Annotated in this window: 14 protein-coding genes; all 14 read right to left on the bottom strand. The window is 42.9% G+C overall.

From position 1 onward, the window contains the following. Positions 1 to 151: 151 nt before the first annotated feature. A complete protein-coding gene (locus tag G511_RS0117060) occupies positions 152 to 697 on the bottom strand; it encodes an elongation factor P hydroxylase (RefSeq protein WP_028470718.1) in 546 nt (181 codons plus the stop codon). A gap of 18 nt (positions 698 to 715) precedes the next feature. Beyond that, a complete protein-coding gene (locus G511_RS0117055; RefSeq protein ID WP_156905244.1) occupies positions 716 to 1,405 on the bottom strand; it encodes a hypothetical protein in 690 nt (229 codons plus the stop codon). 153 nt (positions 1,406 to 1,558) lie between these two features. Further along, positions 1,559 to 3,328 carry a thiosulfohydrolase SoxB gene (soxB, locus tag G511_RS0117050; RefSeq protein WP_028470716.1) on the bottom strand — a complete coding sequence of 590 codons (1,770 nt, stop codon included), beginning with the start codon at positions 3,326 to 3,328 and terminating at the stop codon, positions 1,559 to 1,561. A 69-nt stretch (positions 3,329 to 3,397) separates the two neighbouring features. Continuing rightward, complete coding sequence (locus G511_RS0117045; protein ID WP_028470715.1) at positions 3,398 to 3,820, bottom strand: SoxAX-binding protein; 423 nt, start codon at positions 3,818 to 3,820, stop codon at positions 3,398 to 3,400. Between the two features lie 12 nt (positions 3,821 to 3,832). After that, positions 3,833 to 4,699 (bottom strand): sulfur oxidation c-type cytochrome SoxA, encoded by an 867-nt coding sequence (soxA, locus tag G511_RS0117040; RefSeq protein WP_028470714.1) that lies wholly within the window; start codon positions 4,697 to 4,699, stop codon positions 3,833 to 3,835. A gap of 64 nt (positions 4,700 to 4,763) precedes the next feature. Beyond that, complete coding sequence (soxZ, locus tag G511_RS0117035; RefSeq protein WP_028470713.1) at positions 4,764 to 5,081, bottom strand: thiosulfate oxidation carrier complex protein SoxZ; 318 nt, start codon at positions 5,079 to 5,081, stop codon at positions 4,764 to 4,766. A 21-nt stretch (positions 5,082 to 5,102) separates the two neighbouring features. Then, positions 5,103 to 5,564, bottom strand: coding sequence for a thiosulfate oxidation carrier protein SoxY (gene soxY, locus G511_RS0117030; RefSeq protein WP_028470712.1), 462 nt, complete (start codon positions 5,562 to 5,564; stop codon positions 5,103 to 5,105). Positions 5,565 to 5,596: 32 nt separating this feature from the next. After that, a complete protein-coding gene (gene soxX / locus G511_RS0117025; RefSeq protein WP_028470711.1) occupies positions 5,597 to 5,959 on the bottom strand; it encodes a sulfur oxidation c-type cytochrome SoxX in 363 nt (120 codons plus the stop codon). A 90-nt stretch (positions 5,960 to 6,049) separates the two neighbouring features. Then, positions 6,050 to 7,081 (bottom strand): c-type cytochrome, encoded by a 1,032-nt coding sequence (locus G511_RS0117020; protein ID WP_028470710.1) that lies wholly within the window; start codon positions 7,079 to 7,081, stop codon positions 6,050 to 6,052. Then, on the bottom strand, positions 7,065 to 8,390 hold the full coding sequence (gene soxC, locus G511_RS0117015) for a sulfite dehydrogenase (RefSeq protein WP_028470709.1): 1,326 nt from the start codon (positions 8,388 to 8,390) through the stop codon (positions 7,065 to 7,067). Before soxC ends, G511_RS0117020 begins: the two co-directional genes overlap by 17 nt. Positions 8,391 to 8,901: 511 nt before the next feature. Further along, the gene (locus tag G511_RS0117010; protein ID WP_028470708.1) at positions 8,902 to 9,678 is read right to left on the bottom strand and encodes an enoyl-CoA hydratase; all 777 of its coding nucleotides are present in this window, start codon (positions 9,676 to 9,678) and stop codon (positions 8,902 to 8,904) included. Between the two features lie 53 nt (positions 9,679 to 9,731). Beyond that, positions 9,732 to 10,493, bottom strand: a complete 762-nt coding sequence (locus G511_RS0117005) for a hypothetical protein (protein ID WP_156905243.1) — start codon at positions 10,491 to 10,493, stop codon at positions 9,732 to 9,734. Between the two features lie 178 nt (positions 10,494 to 10,671). After that, positions 10,672 to 11,571 carry a tRNA 2-thiocytidine(32) synthetase TtcA gene (gene ttcA / locus G511_RS23250; protein WP_051222193.1) on the bottom strand — a complete coding sequence of 300 codons (900 nt, stop codon included), beginning with the start codon at positions 11,569 to 11,571 and terminating at the stop codon, positions 10,672 to 10,674. A 128-nt stretch (positions 11,572 to 11,699) separates the two neighbouring features. Continuing rightward, positions 11,700 to 15,923: beta strand repeat-containing protein (locus tag G511_RS24865; protein WP_028470706.1), on the bottom strand; the 4,224-nt coding region annotated here is incomplete at its 5' end.

Below are 15,923 nucleotides of genomic sequence, written 5' to 3'. Positions count from 1 at the left end.
TAACTTAGCACATAGATCAACCACAAACCCTTTGATTAAAGCTGCTAGCTAATACCATTTTAAAAAGAAGGACTTAAGAAAAGAAATTCACACGTAATAAATAGTCTTATGAAACTTAAAATCGAACATCAAAAACGATTATTAAACCCTATTAAAGCGAAGAAAAATCAAAGCATTCAATATCAATACAATCGCTAGTACGATAAAAACCACACAGCTTTTTACGTAATTGCTCTGCCCTCTCAGGCAAGCCTTGCTTGCTATAGATTCCAACTTGAGCAAAGACCGCCTGCTTAAACTCAGAAGCATCAGTCGCTTCACCATTCAAGTTATCAGCACTAATATGAAAACGATACCCTGCTGCAGCCGATAAGATCCATTCGATTGCCTGAGGCTTAACCTCAACTTGTTCAAATACTTTTTGTTGTTCAGCAGTACGCCCATCCGGCACATACCAATAACCAAAGTCCTCCAACTTACGCCGCTCATCCCCAGCAATTAGCCAATGTGATATTTCATGTAAGGCACTGCTGTAATAACCATGCGCAAAATAGATAGCGTGGTAATTGCGATTTTTGTCAGCAGGCAAGTAGATAGGCTCATCCCCGCCTTTTACCAAACGAGTGTTATAAGTATCAGCAAAGCACTCATTAAACAAAGCAATCAAATCATGATAGAGATGGGGCGTGTTACTCAACTACGTTTTCCTCTGCACCTATTGAAACATTAACCATGTGTCCTGCTTTAACCACCAGGACTGCCCTGTCGCTTGGTCTACCCGCGCAGCAACATAGCCTTTTACATCCTTGTCTGCACGTAAAAGTTGAATAGTGAAGACCGAGGGTAGCACCTCCTCTGATTCATTCAGCAGATTCCATTGCCCATTATCAGCTAACCACGATTCACCGCTAAAGCGATCATAGCGAATCAACACCCATTCACCTTTCGCTGTATAGCCAGAAACTAGCTGATATTGAGCATCCGTGCGCTTAATCAAACTATTTAATCGGTTTGTTAATTGCTCAAGATCCGGGCTCTCTTCAATAGAACTTTCAGAGGCACTTGTACCAGAAGGTGCTTTTTTTGCAGATTGATTAGACAACATTTGCGCACGTGCCAGCAGTATTTGAGTCGTTTTTCTCAACTCAGATGTATCTGCTTTAATTTGAATAACCTGCTCTTGCATTGTCGATAACTGACCTGACAAATACTCAACATTGTCTGATCTACTGACAGCTAATGGCGCCGTGCTTGGCTCGCTAGGTGCTGGCGCTACTTGCTTGACAGCCTCTTCGGGCGAAGGCGGCGTTTCTGCTGAACCAGGCTCAGGAAGAACACCGGCTGTTTGGCAACCTGCGATTAATAAGCACAATGCAGGCATAATTATCCAGGACTTAAACACCACAACACCTTCTCCATTATCTGTTTGCTGGCTATTCTAAAAGAAACGTAGCAAAACAGATATAACCTATCAATGCAGCGGTTTATTTTCCATTACGTATTTTGAAGATTAAAATGAAAGCACCATAAGCGCCGCAGCAATTATGGTGCTGTACTTTTATACCGGGTAATCAACAATCCCTGGGTTACCCGCAACATTTTTCAACTTTGGTGTATTAAGTTTATCAATACTAGCCACTTTACGGTCTTTGAGATGCTCTGCTACTACATCCCAAATGTCAGCACCCTCAGAGCGCGCACCTACCGTTGCCCAACCACTGACTTTATAGGATTTGTCAGCGTCCACTTTTTCGCCATTATCTAGCGTCATCTCGCTAATACGACGTCCAATAGTTTCAGCAGGGTCACAAACATAATCAAAACCGCCAACACGTACCATATCTCCACCGGACTGCAAGTAAGGCTCTGGATTGAACAAGTTATCTGCAACATCTTCCAAAATGAGCTTCAACTCTGAACCTTTCATCTCGCGAACATAGGTTTCAGGGTATGTCAGGCATGTTTGATCTAGCACATGCTCCATCGTTACCATCTGCCCTTTGAGCACCGTTGTTCCCCAACGAAACCCTGGTGACAAGGAAATTTGAGCATCATTAACGTTACGTAGTGCATCGCAAATTACCTGATCAAAAGTACCGTTAAAGTTTCCTCGACGGAACATCAATTCATCAGCAGGCGCTAACTCTTCAGTTAACCAAGACAGATAGGGAGCACGAATATCCGTGATTAATTTAGCCATGCCAGCATCCGGTGCTAATAGCTCAGAAAAAACAGGCATCAGGCGGTATCGAAAATCTTGGACCTTACCTTCACGGATATCTAGATCCATAACGCCAACAAATTTGCCGTTAGAACCAACATTGCAAACTAATGTTTTCCCTCCATTATTTTTCACAATCGTCGGCGCAGGAATACCGTCATGAGTATGACCACCCAAAATCACATCAACTCCCGATACCCTGCCGGCCATAGCAAGGTCAACATCCATACCGTTATGTGATATTACAATGACGGCATCAACATTTTCATTCTCGCGAATATGGTTTACTTGCTCTTGCAATCGGTCATCGTAGATATCAAACGTCCAATCTGGGATAAAACGGGCCGGATTAGCTATTTTAGTACGAGGAAAGGCTTGCCCAATAATGGCAATACGCGCGCCACCCACTTCTTTTATGCTAAACGGCTTAAAAACATGCCCCGAATCTTCATCATGAATATACTCATCAGCGCCATCAAAAAGCGCGTCTTCAGTCACAAACACATTTTGCGCCAAAAACTCACCATTAAAGGCTTTGATATTCTTTAGGATTTCTTCCTGATGATAGGTAAATTCCCAATGCCCCGTCATGAAATCAACACCTAACTCATTAGCTGCCTGAACCATATCCATGCCACGGGTTTTATAAGATGTACCAGAACCTTGCCATGTATCTCCGCCATCTAACAATAATGTATTTTCACGCCCATATGATTCCCGTAAGCGCTCTACTAATGTTTTGATATGAGCAAAGCCACCTACTTTCCCATATTTAACAGCGGCTTCTTCATACTGCAAACAAGAAAAAGCATGAGCTTCTAATGAATTTGAATTAATTCCAAAATGACTTAGCAGTTTATCCCCAACAAGATGAGGTGCTTGTCCTTTCGCAGCACCGATACCCAAATTAACATTAGGCTCTCTAAAGTAAATAGGCAGCAATTGCGCATGACAATCAGTTATGTGTAACAAGCGCACATTACCAAAATCAGCTACTTCATAAGGGTCAACGGACTGCTTAGAGGCAGCAAAACCAGTAGAGGGCAAAACACCTGCTGCTCCAGCAAGACCTAGCAGCTGAGCAAACTCACGACGTGACATAGACATATTTTTCTACCTTCAGGCAAAAAAATACCCGCAGCAGCACTGCCACTACAGGTATTTTTACAAGACATATTATTGAGGAACTGAAAGATGCCAGTTTTTCTCAGCGTAAGCATGTTGCTGCAAACCTATACGAGCATGGTATTTAGCCTGTGCCGCCAAATTAAGGGCTTTACGGTAATCTCCACTCTCTATAGCTGCTTCTGCATCTTTAAGAAGTCCCTTTGTTAGTTTCCACTCAAAACCAACTTTAGCCACTTCTGCATTGTGTGCTTTAGCTTTGGCAATTAAGCTTTCTGCATTTGCCTTTGTCGCATCAACACGCGCTTCTACCTCTTCTTGGTGATCAGTTGAATACTGCTGACCAGACCAAGTAAATGTATAGCCTTTACCATACATAGCGCGGTTCATCTCAAATGCTTCATCAAAAGTTTCAGCTATTGCTGCTGCAGGGAGGAGAACAACAGTAGCTATGATCGCTATCAATTTCTTCATCTTTTATCTCTCCTATTTACGTGAACCAGGACCATTTACAACAAGACCGTTGCTCATGTATGTCTGGAAATATTCAAGATTTCGAAATGTCTCATGCTGCATGTCTAAAGGCTTAGAACGACTATCTTTATGACAACCTTTGTAGCGACGGTGTAATGTGCCTAAAGAACCCCACTTAGAACGAAACACTGGGAAGTGACTCGGATGCCCTAACGCAGGACCTGCAAGATCTGCGCGTATACGCACATTAGAACCTTGTAGGTGGCAATTTGCACACGACAGATTCAACTGACCGCGTTTCGTGTAAAAGAACTTCTTACCCTCTAAATAAGCAGCAAGCGCTCCTTCATCACCTTCAGGAATTTTTATATCGAACACGTTATCACGAGAGGTCCAAGCCATATAAGCAGAGATCTGAGCAATAGCCCCTTTGCCCCACTTCAGTGGCTTCTCACCATTACTTTCACGACATTCGTTTATTTCTTGCTCTAAGGTTTTCACAGTACTGGCTTCTTTGTCCCAATAAGGGAAATTTTGGCGTATACCAACTCCTCCATTTTCGAAACAATCCGCATAACCTTTACCGTTAGCAAACGCTGTCTTAAATAAGCGCTCCCCCTCTTCAACATCAAACTCATAAGGAGGGAAAGATTCAAGCTCTTCCCATTGTTCCCTTGAGTCTGCATCTACTGCGTAGATACCATTAACGTAGTCCGCCAATTCCGCATCAGGAAAACGTTTCTTAAAGTAGTTTTGCAGCGCCATTCGATCAGCTTCTGGATTAACAGAAGCTAACGTTGTGCCAGGTTGTGCTGAAAAAACCAACTGAGAACTCAACAGAAGACTCAGACCGATCGTTATATTTTTTATTATTTTCATTCGCTAATACTCCACCCTTTACCGATGGGTTAAGCAGACCTACTCAATGAAGGCCTAACTCTGTTTATTTAATAGCTGCTACTTCAGTGCCTGTCTTTCCAGAGTTCTCAGTCCACGTCATCGACAACTCGTCCCCGCTTGCGCCACCATCAAATGAGAAAGCCAAGTAAGGATTTTTTGAAATTGCAGGCCCCAAGTTTGCTTCAAATACAACTTTTTCTGCATGCTTTATTGTCAGATTCTGTATAAATAACGCCGGAATCAACTCACCCGTTTTTTTGTCTTTGCGCTGTCCAGATTCCATAATGTGCTTAGCCATTAATTTGACTTTAGTTTTATCACCGGACGCTTTTGCTTTTACTTTTAACATTTTCTTAGCCATTTCAAGTCTCTCCAATCCGTATTAACCGCCACATCCGCCGATAGTAACTTTTACTTCTTTAGCCGCGCTGTATAGTTTGCCATTGGCTTTCACAACAGCCGTTACTTTCGTTGTTTTCCCCATACGTACACGGGTAGACACATCAGCTTTGGTGCCCGCAGGAATCATAAACTCCGCGGCTAGTGGCGATGGGTTTCCTTCAATGAAGATACTCATTGACTCAACTCCGGACATCGATGAAGTCACTGTGACAGGGACAACTGCACCATTCTCTGCAATATCAGGCGCTTTTAAATTTACTTCAGCACTCTCTTCGACTCCATCAGAGCCAAACAAAGCATTCATAGCAGCGGTTTGTTCTTTTGCTTCAAATGCTTCTTTGCTCCATGCAGCAAGTGCAATACGTGGCATTAATACACTAGCACCAATTAACGCACCACCCGTTGCAATGGCCTTAACCACAGTACGACGATCTATACTCATTTCTCTATCCTCTTACACACCCTAGGGGTACATCAAAATTGGTATATATACTCAACCACTGCATCGATCTCTTCTTCCGAAAGAATCCAATGTTTGCCAAGTGGTGGCATAATAGTGATTGGGTTATTTTTACTCGCATCCCAAACCTGCGCACGTAGCATGCGTTTATCAGGAAAACGTTGTGTCATAGCAACCATAGGAGGCCCTTGGTTACCAGCAAGGTTCGCATCAGGGTCGTTGATCTGGTGACAAGAGATGCAATTACCTCTTGATTTACCCATATAGACCGCTTTACCTTCTGCAACGGTTTCCTCAGCTGTTATCGCGATCGCAGGCGTTGTAGCAATGAGAGCTAACAAGCTTGCTGCGCACATAGAGGTGCTCAGTTTGCGCATTCTTATCTCCTCTTGAACTGTCTTAGCTGACAGATTTTATTATTGTTATATAGAATAAGGCGCTTATACAAACGCCTTATAAGCTTAGCGCTATTTACTTGATTCAACCATATAGTAGACTGCTTCTTCAACCTGCTGATCACTTAAATCTACACGCCCACCTTTAGGCGGCATGATTCCAGAAGCCCCACTAAACCCTTTAATAGCGTGCTCAACTAACACGGCAAGATCTTGTTTTACCCTTGGAGCCCACGCCTCGATATCACCCAGTTTTGGTGAGCCTGCAATACCCGAACCGTGGCAAACTTTACATGCATTATCAAAAGTATCTTCACCGGCAATAGCTTTATCAGACATTTTTACTGCCTCAGGCGCAGCCTCTGTTTGAACCTCCTCACCTGTTAGCGCAGCCTTACGAGCATGTGCTTTTTCACGCTCTAAATCTTCTTGACCTTCGTGAGACGCAGCAGGTGCATCAGCTCCTTCTATAAAGTGACCGACTGGGGTAATTCCTTTCAAAGTCCCTTCTATTTTCATTTTAGAAGGGTCATCGCAATCTTTCATGCACCGGATGTTTTTGACATCAGGACGAGGATCGATAAAAAAACCATCTTTATTCGGCATCTCAATTTGCGCTAAATTTTCGTGTGTCAACACAAAGTCTTCATCAACAAGTTCATTAAGATAAAGCACATAAGCCGTCAGTTGATATGTCTGTTCGTTCGTTAAAGAACGCGGAGCAGTAAACGGCATTGCTCGACGAATATAGTCATACAAGGTAGATGCATATGGCCAATAAGATCCCACCGTTTTTGTTGGTCGCTCTTCCGTAAGGGTTCCTACACCACCTGCCAATACTGGCCAGCGCGCCTCACCCTCACCAAATAAACCATGACACGTTGCACAAAGTTGCTCATACAATACTTCGCCATCTTCAACGCTGCCTCCACCATCTGGAAGGCCTTTTCCGTCTGGACGGATATCAATATCCCATCCGGCAATTTCTTCAGATGTCGCCGTTTTACCAAAGCTATACTTTTCGCCAGCATAAACAGAAGATGAGACAAATAAAGTAGCTCCTACGATCGATACTAATAGCGTGTTCTTAAGAGATCTGAACATTAGTGACCTCCCCATTGGCTGCAACCTTCCAAGTATGAATTGAGTTTTTATGATAAATAGAATTACCGCCGCGTATTTCTCGCAATTGCTTTAATGTTGGTTGAACATAGCCGGTTTCATCAATAGCTCTTGCCTGTAATAACCATGGTTGGCCATCCCATTTAGTCACCAAACTAAAACGCGTCAGTGCTTTAGATAATACAAGCCCTTTCAGTTTCGCAGGGGTCCAACTAATACCTCCATCAAACGAGACATCAACCTGTTTTATTTTTCCTCTGCCTGACCAAGCAACACCTTCAATCTCAATCACACCACTATTCTTGATCGGATTTTCCGGGCATGGACTAGTAATAACTGAATTGGTTTCTTGAACAAAAGTAAACTTGCGAGCACGTCCATCCTCCATCAAGTCAGTATATTTAGACGTTTCTTCGCGGTGATACCATGGCTTATCGCCCACTTCTAAACGGCGTAACCATTTAATAGAGGTGTTTCCTTCCCAGCCAGGATTAATAAGTCGAAGAGGATAGCCTTGCTCTGGGCGAAGCATCTCACCGTTTTGTGCATACACAACGAGCGTGTCATCTAATGCCTTTTCAAGAGGTATTGAACGGCTCATATGGGCACCATCAGCACCTTCAGCCAAAATCCATTTCCCTTCTGTTTGAACCCCAACTTCCTCTAATAGAGTTCGCAGGGGAACGCCGGTCCATTCGCAGCAACTAAGCATGCCATGAGTGAACTGTAGCGCTTCCATCTGAGCGCCTTTCCACTCCATACCACCGTTAGCGGGGCACTCAATAAATTTGATTTGCGAGACCGACGGAAAGCGCATCAAGTCATCCATCGTAAAAATGATTGGCCTATCAACTAAGCCATGAACCATTAAACGATGCTCTTCAGGGTTAATTTGCGGTACACCCGCATGGTAACGTTCAAACACAAGCCCGTTGGGTGTAATAATACCTTTTAGATCTTGCAGTGGAGACATTGAGATTGAAGAGATAGATTCAGCAGTCAACCAAGGAACCGTGCGTCTAACAACATGACTTTCATACTTAGAAGGCTGGCCGTATGGAAACTCAACAACGCCGTGGCCCAACATTTTCCCCCATGAAGGCTCCATCGGCGGAAGATTAGTCCCTTGAGCCATCGTTGTACCGGCAACCATTGTCGCTGCCCCCCCACCGAGGGCCATCATTCCTTTTCTTAGAAAATCTCGTCTTTCGTTGATCGACAACCCATCAGACTCTTTTGCAAGCTGCGCCATCAGCTCACGAGTACCGGGCCTCTTGATTATCTTGGACATTGCGCCTCCAACTGTTCTTGCTAAGTTTTTGCTTATTATTATGTATAGCTCTTATATGAACGCTTATATCTTGTGGTTGCTGCTATCTGTATTTTCTCAGGAAAGCCTGTAATCAAAAGGTTAAAACTATTTGCTTACAACACCCAAGCTCTTATTGTTTTTTAGCATAAGCATATAATCCACATACAACATTAGAATATCCTAAATCAAAAAGCGCTCAAATAACAACCAACATTGCATATTTCTAATACACAATTTGTCTAATACATGGTTGGCGATTACGCGTTAGAGAAAGTAGGTTTTGATTTGGATTTTTGAAGAACAAGGCATACCATATAACATTATGGCGGTTGTGTATTTTCGTTGAAAAGCACTCAATAGGTGGGTTTATCGTTTTGATTTTGTTGAATTATTTCATAATAACGAAATAATTATTGAGACATAGATGAAATGAATATCTCATCTAGCTCTTAGTTTCAGGTCTAAAAAAACATCTATTTATGATAATAGATTAACAGTGCTTCCATTCAGGCTTACGCTTGTTTACAAAAGCATCAATACCCTCTTTGGCATCATCAATCATAATATTTTCAGTCATGACCTTACTGCATGTCACGTATGCATCTTCAAGAGATTGCTCTTTTTGCTTATAGAAAGCTGACTTCCCTATCGCAAGAGTCTTGCGTGACTTACTGGCAATTAAGAGTGCAACAGTCAACACATGTTGATCTAAAGCATCATTACTCACTACCTGATTGATCAACCCCATCTGTTCTGCGCGCACTGCATCAATAAGCTCACCGGTAAGAAGCAACTCCATTGAATGCTTTTGAGATACCGCTCGCGATAATGCCACCATCGGTGTTGAACAAAACAAACCAATGTTTACACCCGGAGTACCAAACCTTGCTGATTCTGCAGCATAAGCAAGATCACAACTAGCGACTAACTGACAGCCTGCTGCCGTAGCCACACCATGTACTTGTGCAATAACAGGAATAGAGAGGCTTACTATTCGTTGCATCATCTGAGAGCAGGTATTGAAAGTACATTCATAAAAAGCTTCTTCGCCAGATTCAAGCATCTCCTTAAGGTCATGCCCAGCACAAAAACCCTTGCCATCGCCTTTAATAATGACAGCACGTACCGACATATCATCATTTAGCGCATCGAGCTCGACTATTAAGGCTTCCATCAATGGCAAAGATAAGCTGTTATACGAAGGCGCTCTTGATAATATTAATGTTGCAACTCCATTTGTATCGACGCGCTGTATTAAATCACTCATACTAAATAACTCTCCTAAGTAATAAAACTCAGTTCAATATAATCATCGCTAGTTTAGCGTTGCATCGAACCTTCTTTAAGAAGGTCCCGAACTCGCCAGGCAGATAACAACAATGAAGCTAAACTACCATATAAGCCAACAAGCACGAGCGCTTCATCATTGTCTTGAGTAGACGCATGAGGGGTAATTCTAGTGCAGTCGAGCGTAAAACTATCAATAGCAGCGAGCGTTTCACCGCAACTGGTCACTAATTTATGAACAACTAGATGGTATTTTTTGCCCGGTGAGAGCAGTAAAGAGCGCTCAGTTAACGTTACTAATGCAGATAAACTATGCTGCTGAGGGTCAGGAACAACTTTTAGAAGCTTCAAGAGTTGGTAGCATAAGTTTTCGACCAGAGATTTCATTTGCCCAATAGCCGTATCTGGGCTTTTTATCAGTAACTCTAAACAATCATTCCATGTTTGTTGCAGTTTTTTATCGTCAATAACTGGGTAGCCTACACCCGAAGAGTTTTGTTCATCCCCCCCCGCTGGAGCTATTTGATCAAGAAAAACCTGAAACTCATCAATTACGTAAACTTTTCTATCCTCATGTGAAGCATAGTTATATCTCATGCTATGCCATAACCCAGACAGATCTTCATGCTCCACGACTAAGCTAGGCACAATGTGGCCCGTCTCAGGCAAGCCCATAAAATAATGCCTGAGTTTATGGTAATCCGATTCATTCACATTACGCCCAGTCACATGCGCAATAAGTAAATTCCTGAGATAAACGGCTCTTGGATGGAGCTTACTGTTACTTCCGCTCATATTCCCTCATGAGTTTGAACAATCACTGATTACGATAAGAAGCCTTTAAGGTCAACTTACCCTTATTTAAGATAAGAAGCCAATCGACTCTCTTAAACTATATACTACTCTTTACCCATTTTAGATTGACAGAAAGAAGTGAGTAGGACAATTACTTTTACCTACTCAATTAACAAAATTATACAGATAAAATATCTATCATTTCAGTCACATCACTTGCTTTGGCAGGTTCTTGCATTGAAGGAGTTATTCCATGACGATATCCGATCTCTAATGACTTGAAGTCAAAAGCTTCAGTATCAGCTAAATGCGATGGCACAACATTCTGCAAAGACCTAAACATCGTTTCAATTCGACCAGGTGACTGCTTATCCCACGCCTGTAGCATCTCTTTAATGACCTGTCGCTGTAACCCGTCTTGTGAGCCACACAAGTTACATGGAATGATAGGAAATTCTTTCAGTTTAGCGTATTCCGCAATGTCCTTCTCACGTGCATAAGCAAGCGGCCTGATAACCATATTTTTCCCGTCATCAGAGACCAACTTTGGTGGCATACTCTTTAACTTCCCACCATAAAACATATTAAGAAAAAATGTTTCGAGGATATCATCTCGATGATGCCCTAATGCAATTTTTGTTGCCCCTATTTCTTCTGCAAAGCCGTATAGTGTGCCCCGTCGCAGTCGCGAACAAAGCGCACATGTTGTTTTCCCTTCTGGCACAACAGACTTCACTACAGAATAAGTATCGCGCTCAACGATATGGAAAGGCACTTCTATTGATTTGAGGTATGCCGGCAAAATATGTTCAGGAAAACCTGGCTGCTTTTGATCAAGATTCACAGCTACCAGCTCAAATGAAATGGGCGCACTACGCTGTAAGTTCATCAAAATATCGAGCATAGCGTAGGAGTCTTTACCTCCCGATAAGCACACCATGATTTTATCGCCATCTTCAATCATGTTGAAATCTTCTATGGCTTTACCCATTTCTCGACGTAAGCGTTTCTGAAGTTTATTTTGGCGGACTTTGATCTTTTTATCCAAACTTACATCAGTATCAATTTGTTCAGTCATTAGCTAAAAATTCAATAGTTGCATTAAAAGCGACAGTATAACTAAAAGTGAGATGTCTCCCTACTAGATAAATAAAAAAGCCCCGGTATTAAGGCCGGGGCTTGAGGAATATCAAGTAGCTATGAAAATCAGTCTACAATCAATTTTCCGCTTCCTAGTAAATCTTCTATTATTTGCTGATCATTAGTAAAGCTACCTACCAAGTCCGTATTCTGGAAGATAATTGTCTGATCTTCAGCTCCAGCATTATAGCCTCCAGAAAAACCTCCGTTGGAGCTAACATGAGCAACAGTATCTGCCCCCACCTGCTCAAAGTGCAGATAGTTAAGTAATGAGCCTAAATCAGATGCATCTTCACCTTGCAACAGGTCACTTAGGTCTAGTACATCACCGCCACTATTTGCCGCAACTGAATCAAAATCAGTAATGCTATCTACAGCAGGTGTTCCACTAATTCCTTTATCAGATTGGGCCCACTGGAAGATATCAGCACCTAAGTCACCGCTTAAAATATCATTACCAGAACCACCTATAAGCAAGTCATTACCCGAACCACCATTCAATGTGTCATCGCCAGCACCGCCAACAAGTTGGTCATGTCCCAAACCACCAAGGAGAATGTCGTCACCCTCACCACCTTCGAGGATGTCATTGCCTGCGGCGCCATTAATGACATCGTCACCACCAAGCCCTGTCACTCTATCGTTACCAGAAGTTCCTGTTAGAGAGTTATTATCAGTATCATCTCCAACAATAGTATTACTAACTGTTCTTAACGTTAGCGTAGTACTTGAACTATCCCCATCAGAGTCCGTTAACGTATATCCAATATCAACAGGTGCTACTTCAGTAGCTGATGTATCAATCAATACCGGATCAAAGTTAATAGAACCCATGCTAGCAGAGGCATCACTGGACGCAGTAATCTCAATACGACCAATATTGTTATATTCAGATGGAAGCTGGAACTGGGATTCAGTGTTACTGTAATACTGACCCAACAAAGAACCATCAATATGATACACAGAGTAAGTTAACGCTCTTGAGCCGCCTAAATTACTATTACTATTATCAACATTGAAACCAACATTAGTCACTCCATTCTGATAGATAGAGCGATCAAATGTTAGCACTAAGGTTTCTAAGTTATCTATACGCGTATTATTACTTCCACCTAACACGCCAACACCATTAGATACCGATGTACGCACTCCAGCATCATCAACTGTAGAGTTACGAGCAATACCTGTCATAACAACACCAGCAGCTGTTAAACTCGTTCCTGAAGCATTGCTTGTATCAAGATCCAGATCAACGGTTGCGGCTGTTAATGCAGAAGGAATATCTGCTGTTGGAGGCTGGTATTGATAATATCCATCCTCATTAAATACTAACGAGCTACCATCAGTATCATGCGACCATGTGAGACTGCCACCAGAAACACTGTAACTATAATCAGCACCATTGCCTGCAGAATCAGCACCTAAATTAAATACTTGCCCTGCAAAAGTAATGGAACTCACAACAGAACCGTCAACAGCAACGTCCACACCTGTACCCTGAGGAGCAAACTCTGTCACTTTGTTGCCTAGAACTAAACCTCCATCAGTGCCTAACCCACTAACAACATTACCTTCAAAAGAGGTTTGGTTAGCAAACAGCGTATCTATATCTGCGTTAGCAACTGGCTGACCATCAACAACGTTGAATGTCAGAGATACTGGTGGCGTTACATCTCCGTCCCCATCTTCTGCCGTGAAAGATATCTCAAAACTATCTCCTTGCGATGCAGAGCCTCCGGTGAAGTAAGTATAATCAGCTGTGCTGAAATTAAACGTCAATGAGCCGAAGTTAAAGCCTGTAGTCGCATCCAACGTAAGCAGATCTCCCATAGCAGGGAAGCCTGTTAAGAAGCCACTGTTCTCAGATATTTCATCTGTCGCACTATTATAAGTAAAGGTAACATTTTGGTCTGGTGTTCCATCTGAATTACTATCAAGACGAATAGTAACTTCTTGGACATGCCCTCCATCAGCTCCCAGTGCATTATTAACATTTCCACTACCCACCAAATTACCACCAACGGCTACCGGGATTGTGGAGATCAACGTGTCTTCAAGCTGATTCAAATCAGGCACTATGATTGCAGGGTCAACGACACCATCCAAATCAGAATCAACATTATGAATCGAGTCCAACGCCCCTGTATTTGAAATGCCCGTACCAACACCAACACCATAAGATTTAATATCATTAGAATCGAGGAAGGTATCGTAACCTGAAGCACCAACAGGGTCAGATGTGTTACCTGCAGTAGGAACACCATCAGATATAAAGTAGACCAGGTTTTCAACCGAACTATCGACTGTTCCAAATGCAGTTTGAGTAGCATTTAGAGCACTTTCGTAGTTAGTCCCACCACTACCATTAATGGATTCAATAGCACTCACTGCAGATGCTTTATCTGTAAAGGCAACATTACCATTCAAGATGCTAGAGCCGCTGGAAAAAGTAACAATTTTAATCGATACATTTTGAGCTTGATTAAAGTATTCAGAAACTAAACCGACCATCGCTTCTTTAGCTAAATCAAGTCGAGTATTAATAGCCACTGTACCATCAGCATTAATTTGGCGAACCTGACCACCATATTGTGCTTGCGACATACTACCTGACACGTCTAAAACCAAAACAATATTGTAATCAGGTAAAGCATCTTCTGTCACATTCACAACGCGATCAAACGCTTGAGGCTGATCATCTATGACGCTCACATGAAGCGACGCTGAGGTAGTATCTGAGACATAATTAAACGAATCAGTAACACCTAAGTCATCGGCTGGTGCGCTATTATCCGCCGCATTATTCAACGTATAAGTATAATCACCAGCATCAGCACCAGAGGAATCGACCACTAATGACCCAAGGCTAGTATCTACACCAATGTACCCTGAGCGGTCATCAGTATCTCCAGCACCGCCATCGACAATACCGTCGATATTCAAAATAGTAGAGCCGCCACTATCATTGTCAAGAATATTACCAGTAGCAATAGTGCTACCACCGCCAGTACCATCAGTCAGGGCGCTTTCATAAACAGTTGCCAAGTCATCCACAGGGTCAACAACCGTAAGGTCAACCGTTGCAGTAGATGTTTCACCATCATCATCCGTTAATGTGTAAGTGAAGTTAGCAGGCCCTGCTACAGTTGGAGTATAAGTCCAAGTGCCGTTACCATTATCAACTAGTGATCCACTACTTACTGCACTAACATTAGTAATAGTTGCATGGTCAGCCAACACATCATTAGAGAACAACTGGCCCTCAGTAATAATTATTGAGGTGCCTAATGTTGTAGTAAATGCATCATCACCAGCAACAGGTGCCCCATCATCAACAGGGCCAACATTGACTGTAACTGTTGCTGTGCTCACATCACCGTTTGCATCTGTAATGGTATAAGTAAATGAATCCGTGCCACTATAATTTGCAATAGGCGTATAAATATAAGATCCATCAGGATTAACCGTAACATCTCCGTTGGATGCACTGGTTGCTAACGCCCAAATATTTCCGCCGTCTAAACTTGGCGTATCATTACCAGTTAGCGTCCCCGTAACTGAAGAGTCTTCAAGCACATAAATACTATCATCATTAGCTATAGGGGTATCTTGCAGGTTATAACCTTCGGTATCTGTTGCTGTAGCCTCACCATTAAAATCACCCGTGGTAGTGGTAACACTGGCATTAATTAACAAGCTCGGATCATCAACCAAATCAGACCCCTGAACGTCAATACTGAACCTCAAAGTTCCTGCATCATCGTAAACAAGCCCTGTTTTAGAGACCCCATTAACTGTTAATGTAACCGTATCATTAATAGCGACATCTCCTCCGACAACACCCGTAATAGCCACCATTCCTACGGCTTCTACAGCATCAATAACATCATTTGTTGTGATGTTTTCATCCAGACTAATAGTCGCTGTAACAAATGAAGTATCGACAGTAAACGGAGTTGTATTAGCCGTATCGGTGTTGCCATACGGGTCAGTCGCACTGGCCACAATGGTATGTGGTCCATCGCTCAGCGGCGTCGTGGGCGTGAAGCTCCAGCTGCCGTCCGGTTGCACCGTGGTGCTGCCGATCACACTGCCGTTATCGGTCAGTTCAATGGTGCTGCCCGGCTCGCCCGTGCCACCCAGTGTCGGGGTGTTATCCGCGGTGTCGGCAATCGGATCCAAGGTCACGGTGGTCACCGTGTCTTTGTTGATCGTGTCGCTGACTTGCGGGGCGGTGTTACCCAGCGCATCGCTGGCATCCAGGGTGACCGTTAAGGTGCCATCGTCTAA

The sequence above is a fragment of the Neptunomonas japonica DSM 18939 genome (genome assembly GCF_000422765.1).
GTDB classification, from domain to species: domain Bacteria; phylum Pseudomonadota; class Gammaproteobacteria; order Pseudomonadales; family Balneatricaceae; genus Neptunomonas; species Neptunomonas japonica.
Note: the sequence above shows the minus strand (reverse complement) of the source record. Positions and strands in the feature narration are given on the sequence as shown.

Excerpts from the sequence above, each read along its gene's own strand:
- soxZ (WP_028470713.1), bottom strand. The coding sequence starts at position 5,081 with ATGGCTAAGAAAATGTTAAAAGTAAAAGCAAAAGCGTCCGGTGATAAA.
- soxA (WP_028470714.1), bottom strand. The coding sequence starts at position 4,699 with ATGAAAATAATAAAAAATATAACGATCGGTCTGAGTCTTCTGTTGAGT.
- soxY (WP_028470712.1), bottom strand. The coding sequence starts at position 5,564 with ATGAGTATAGATCGTCGTACTGTGGTTAAGGCCATTGCAACGGGTGGT.
- soxX (WP_028470711.1), bottom strand. The coding sequence starts at position 5,959 with ATGCGCAAACTGAGCACCTCTATGTGCGCAGCAAGCTTGTTAGCTCTC.
- G511_RS0117020 (WP_028470710.1), bottom strand. The coding sequence starts at position 7,081 with ATGTTCAGATCTCTTAAGAACACGCTATTAGTATCGATCGTAGGAGCT.
- ttcA (WP_051222193.1), bottom strand. The coding sequence starts at position 11,571 with ATGACTGAACAAATTGATACTGATGTAAGTTTGGATAAAAAGATCAAA.
- G511_RS0117045 (WP_028470715.1), bottom strand. The coding sequence starts at position 3,820 with ATGAAGAAATTGATAGCGATCATAGCTACTGTTGTTCTCCTCCCTGCA.
- soxC (WP_028470709.1), bottom strand. The coding sequence starts at position 8,390 with ATGTCCAAGATAATCAAGAGGCCCGGTACTCGTGAGCTGATGGCGCAG.
- G511_RS0117010 (WP_028470708.1), bottom strand. The coding sequence starts at position 9,678 with ATGAGTGATTTAATACAGCGCGTCGATACAAATGGAGTTGCAACATTA.
- soxB (WP_028470716.1), bottom strand. The coding sequence starts at position 3,328 with ATGTCTATGTCACGTCGTGAGTTTGCTCAGCTGCTAGGTCTTGCTGGA.
- G511_RS0117005 (WP_156905243.1), bottom strand. The coding sequence starts at position 10,493 with ATGAGCGGAAGTAACAGTAAGCTCCATCCAAGAGCCGTTTATCTCAGG.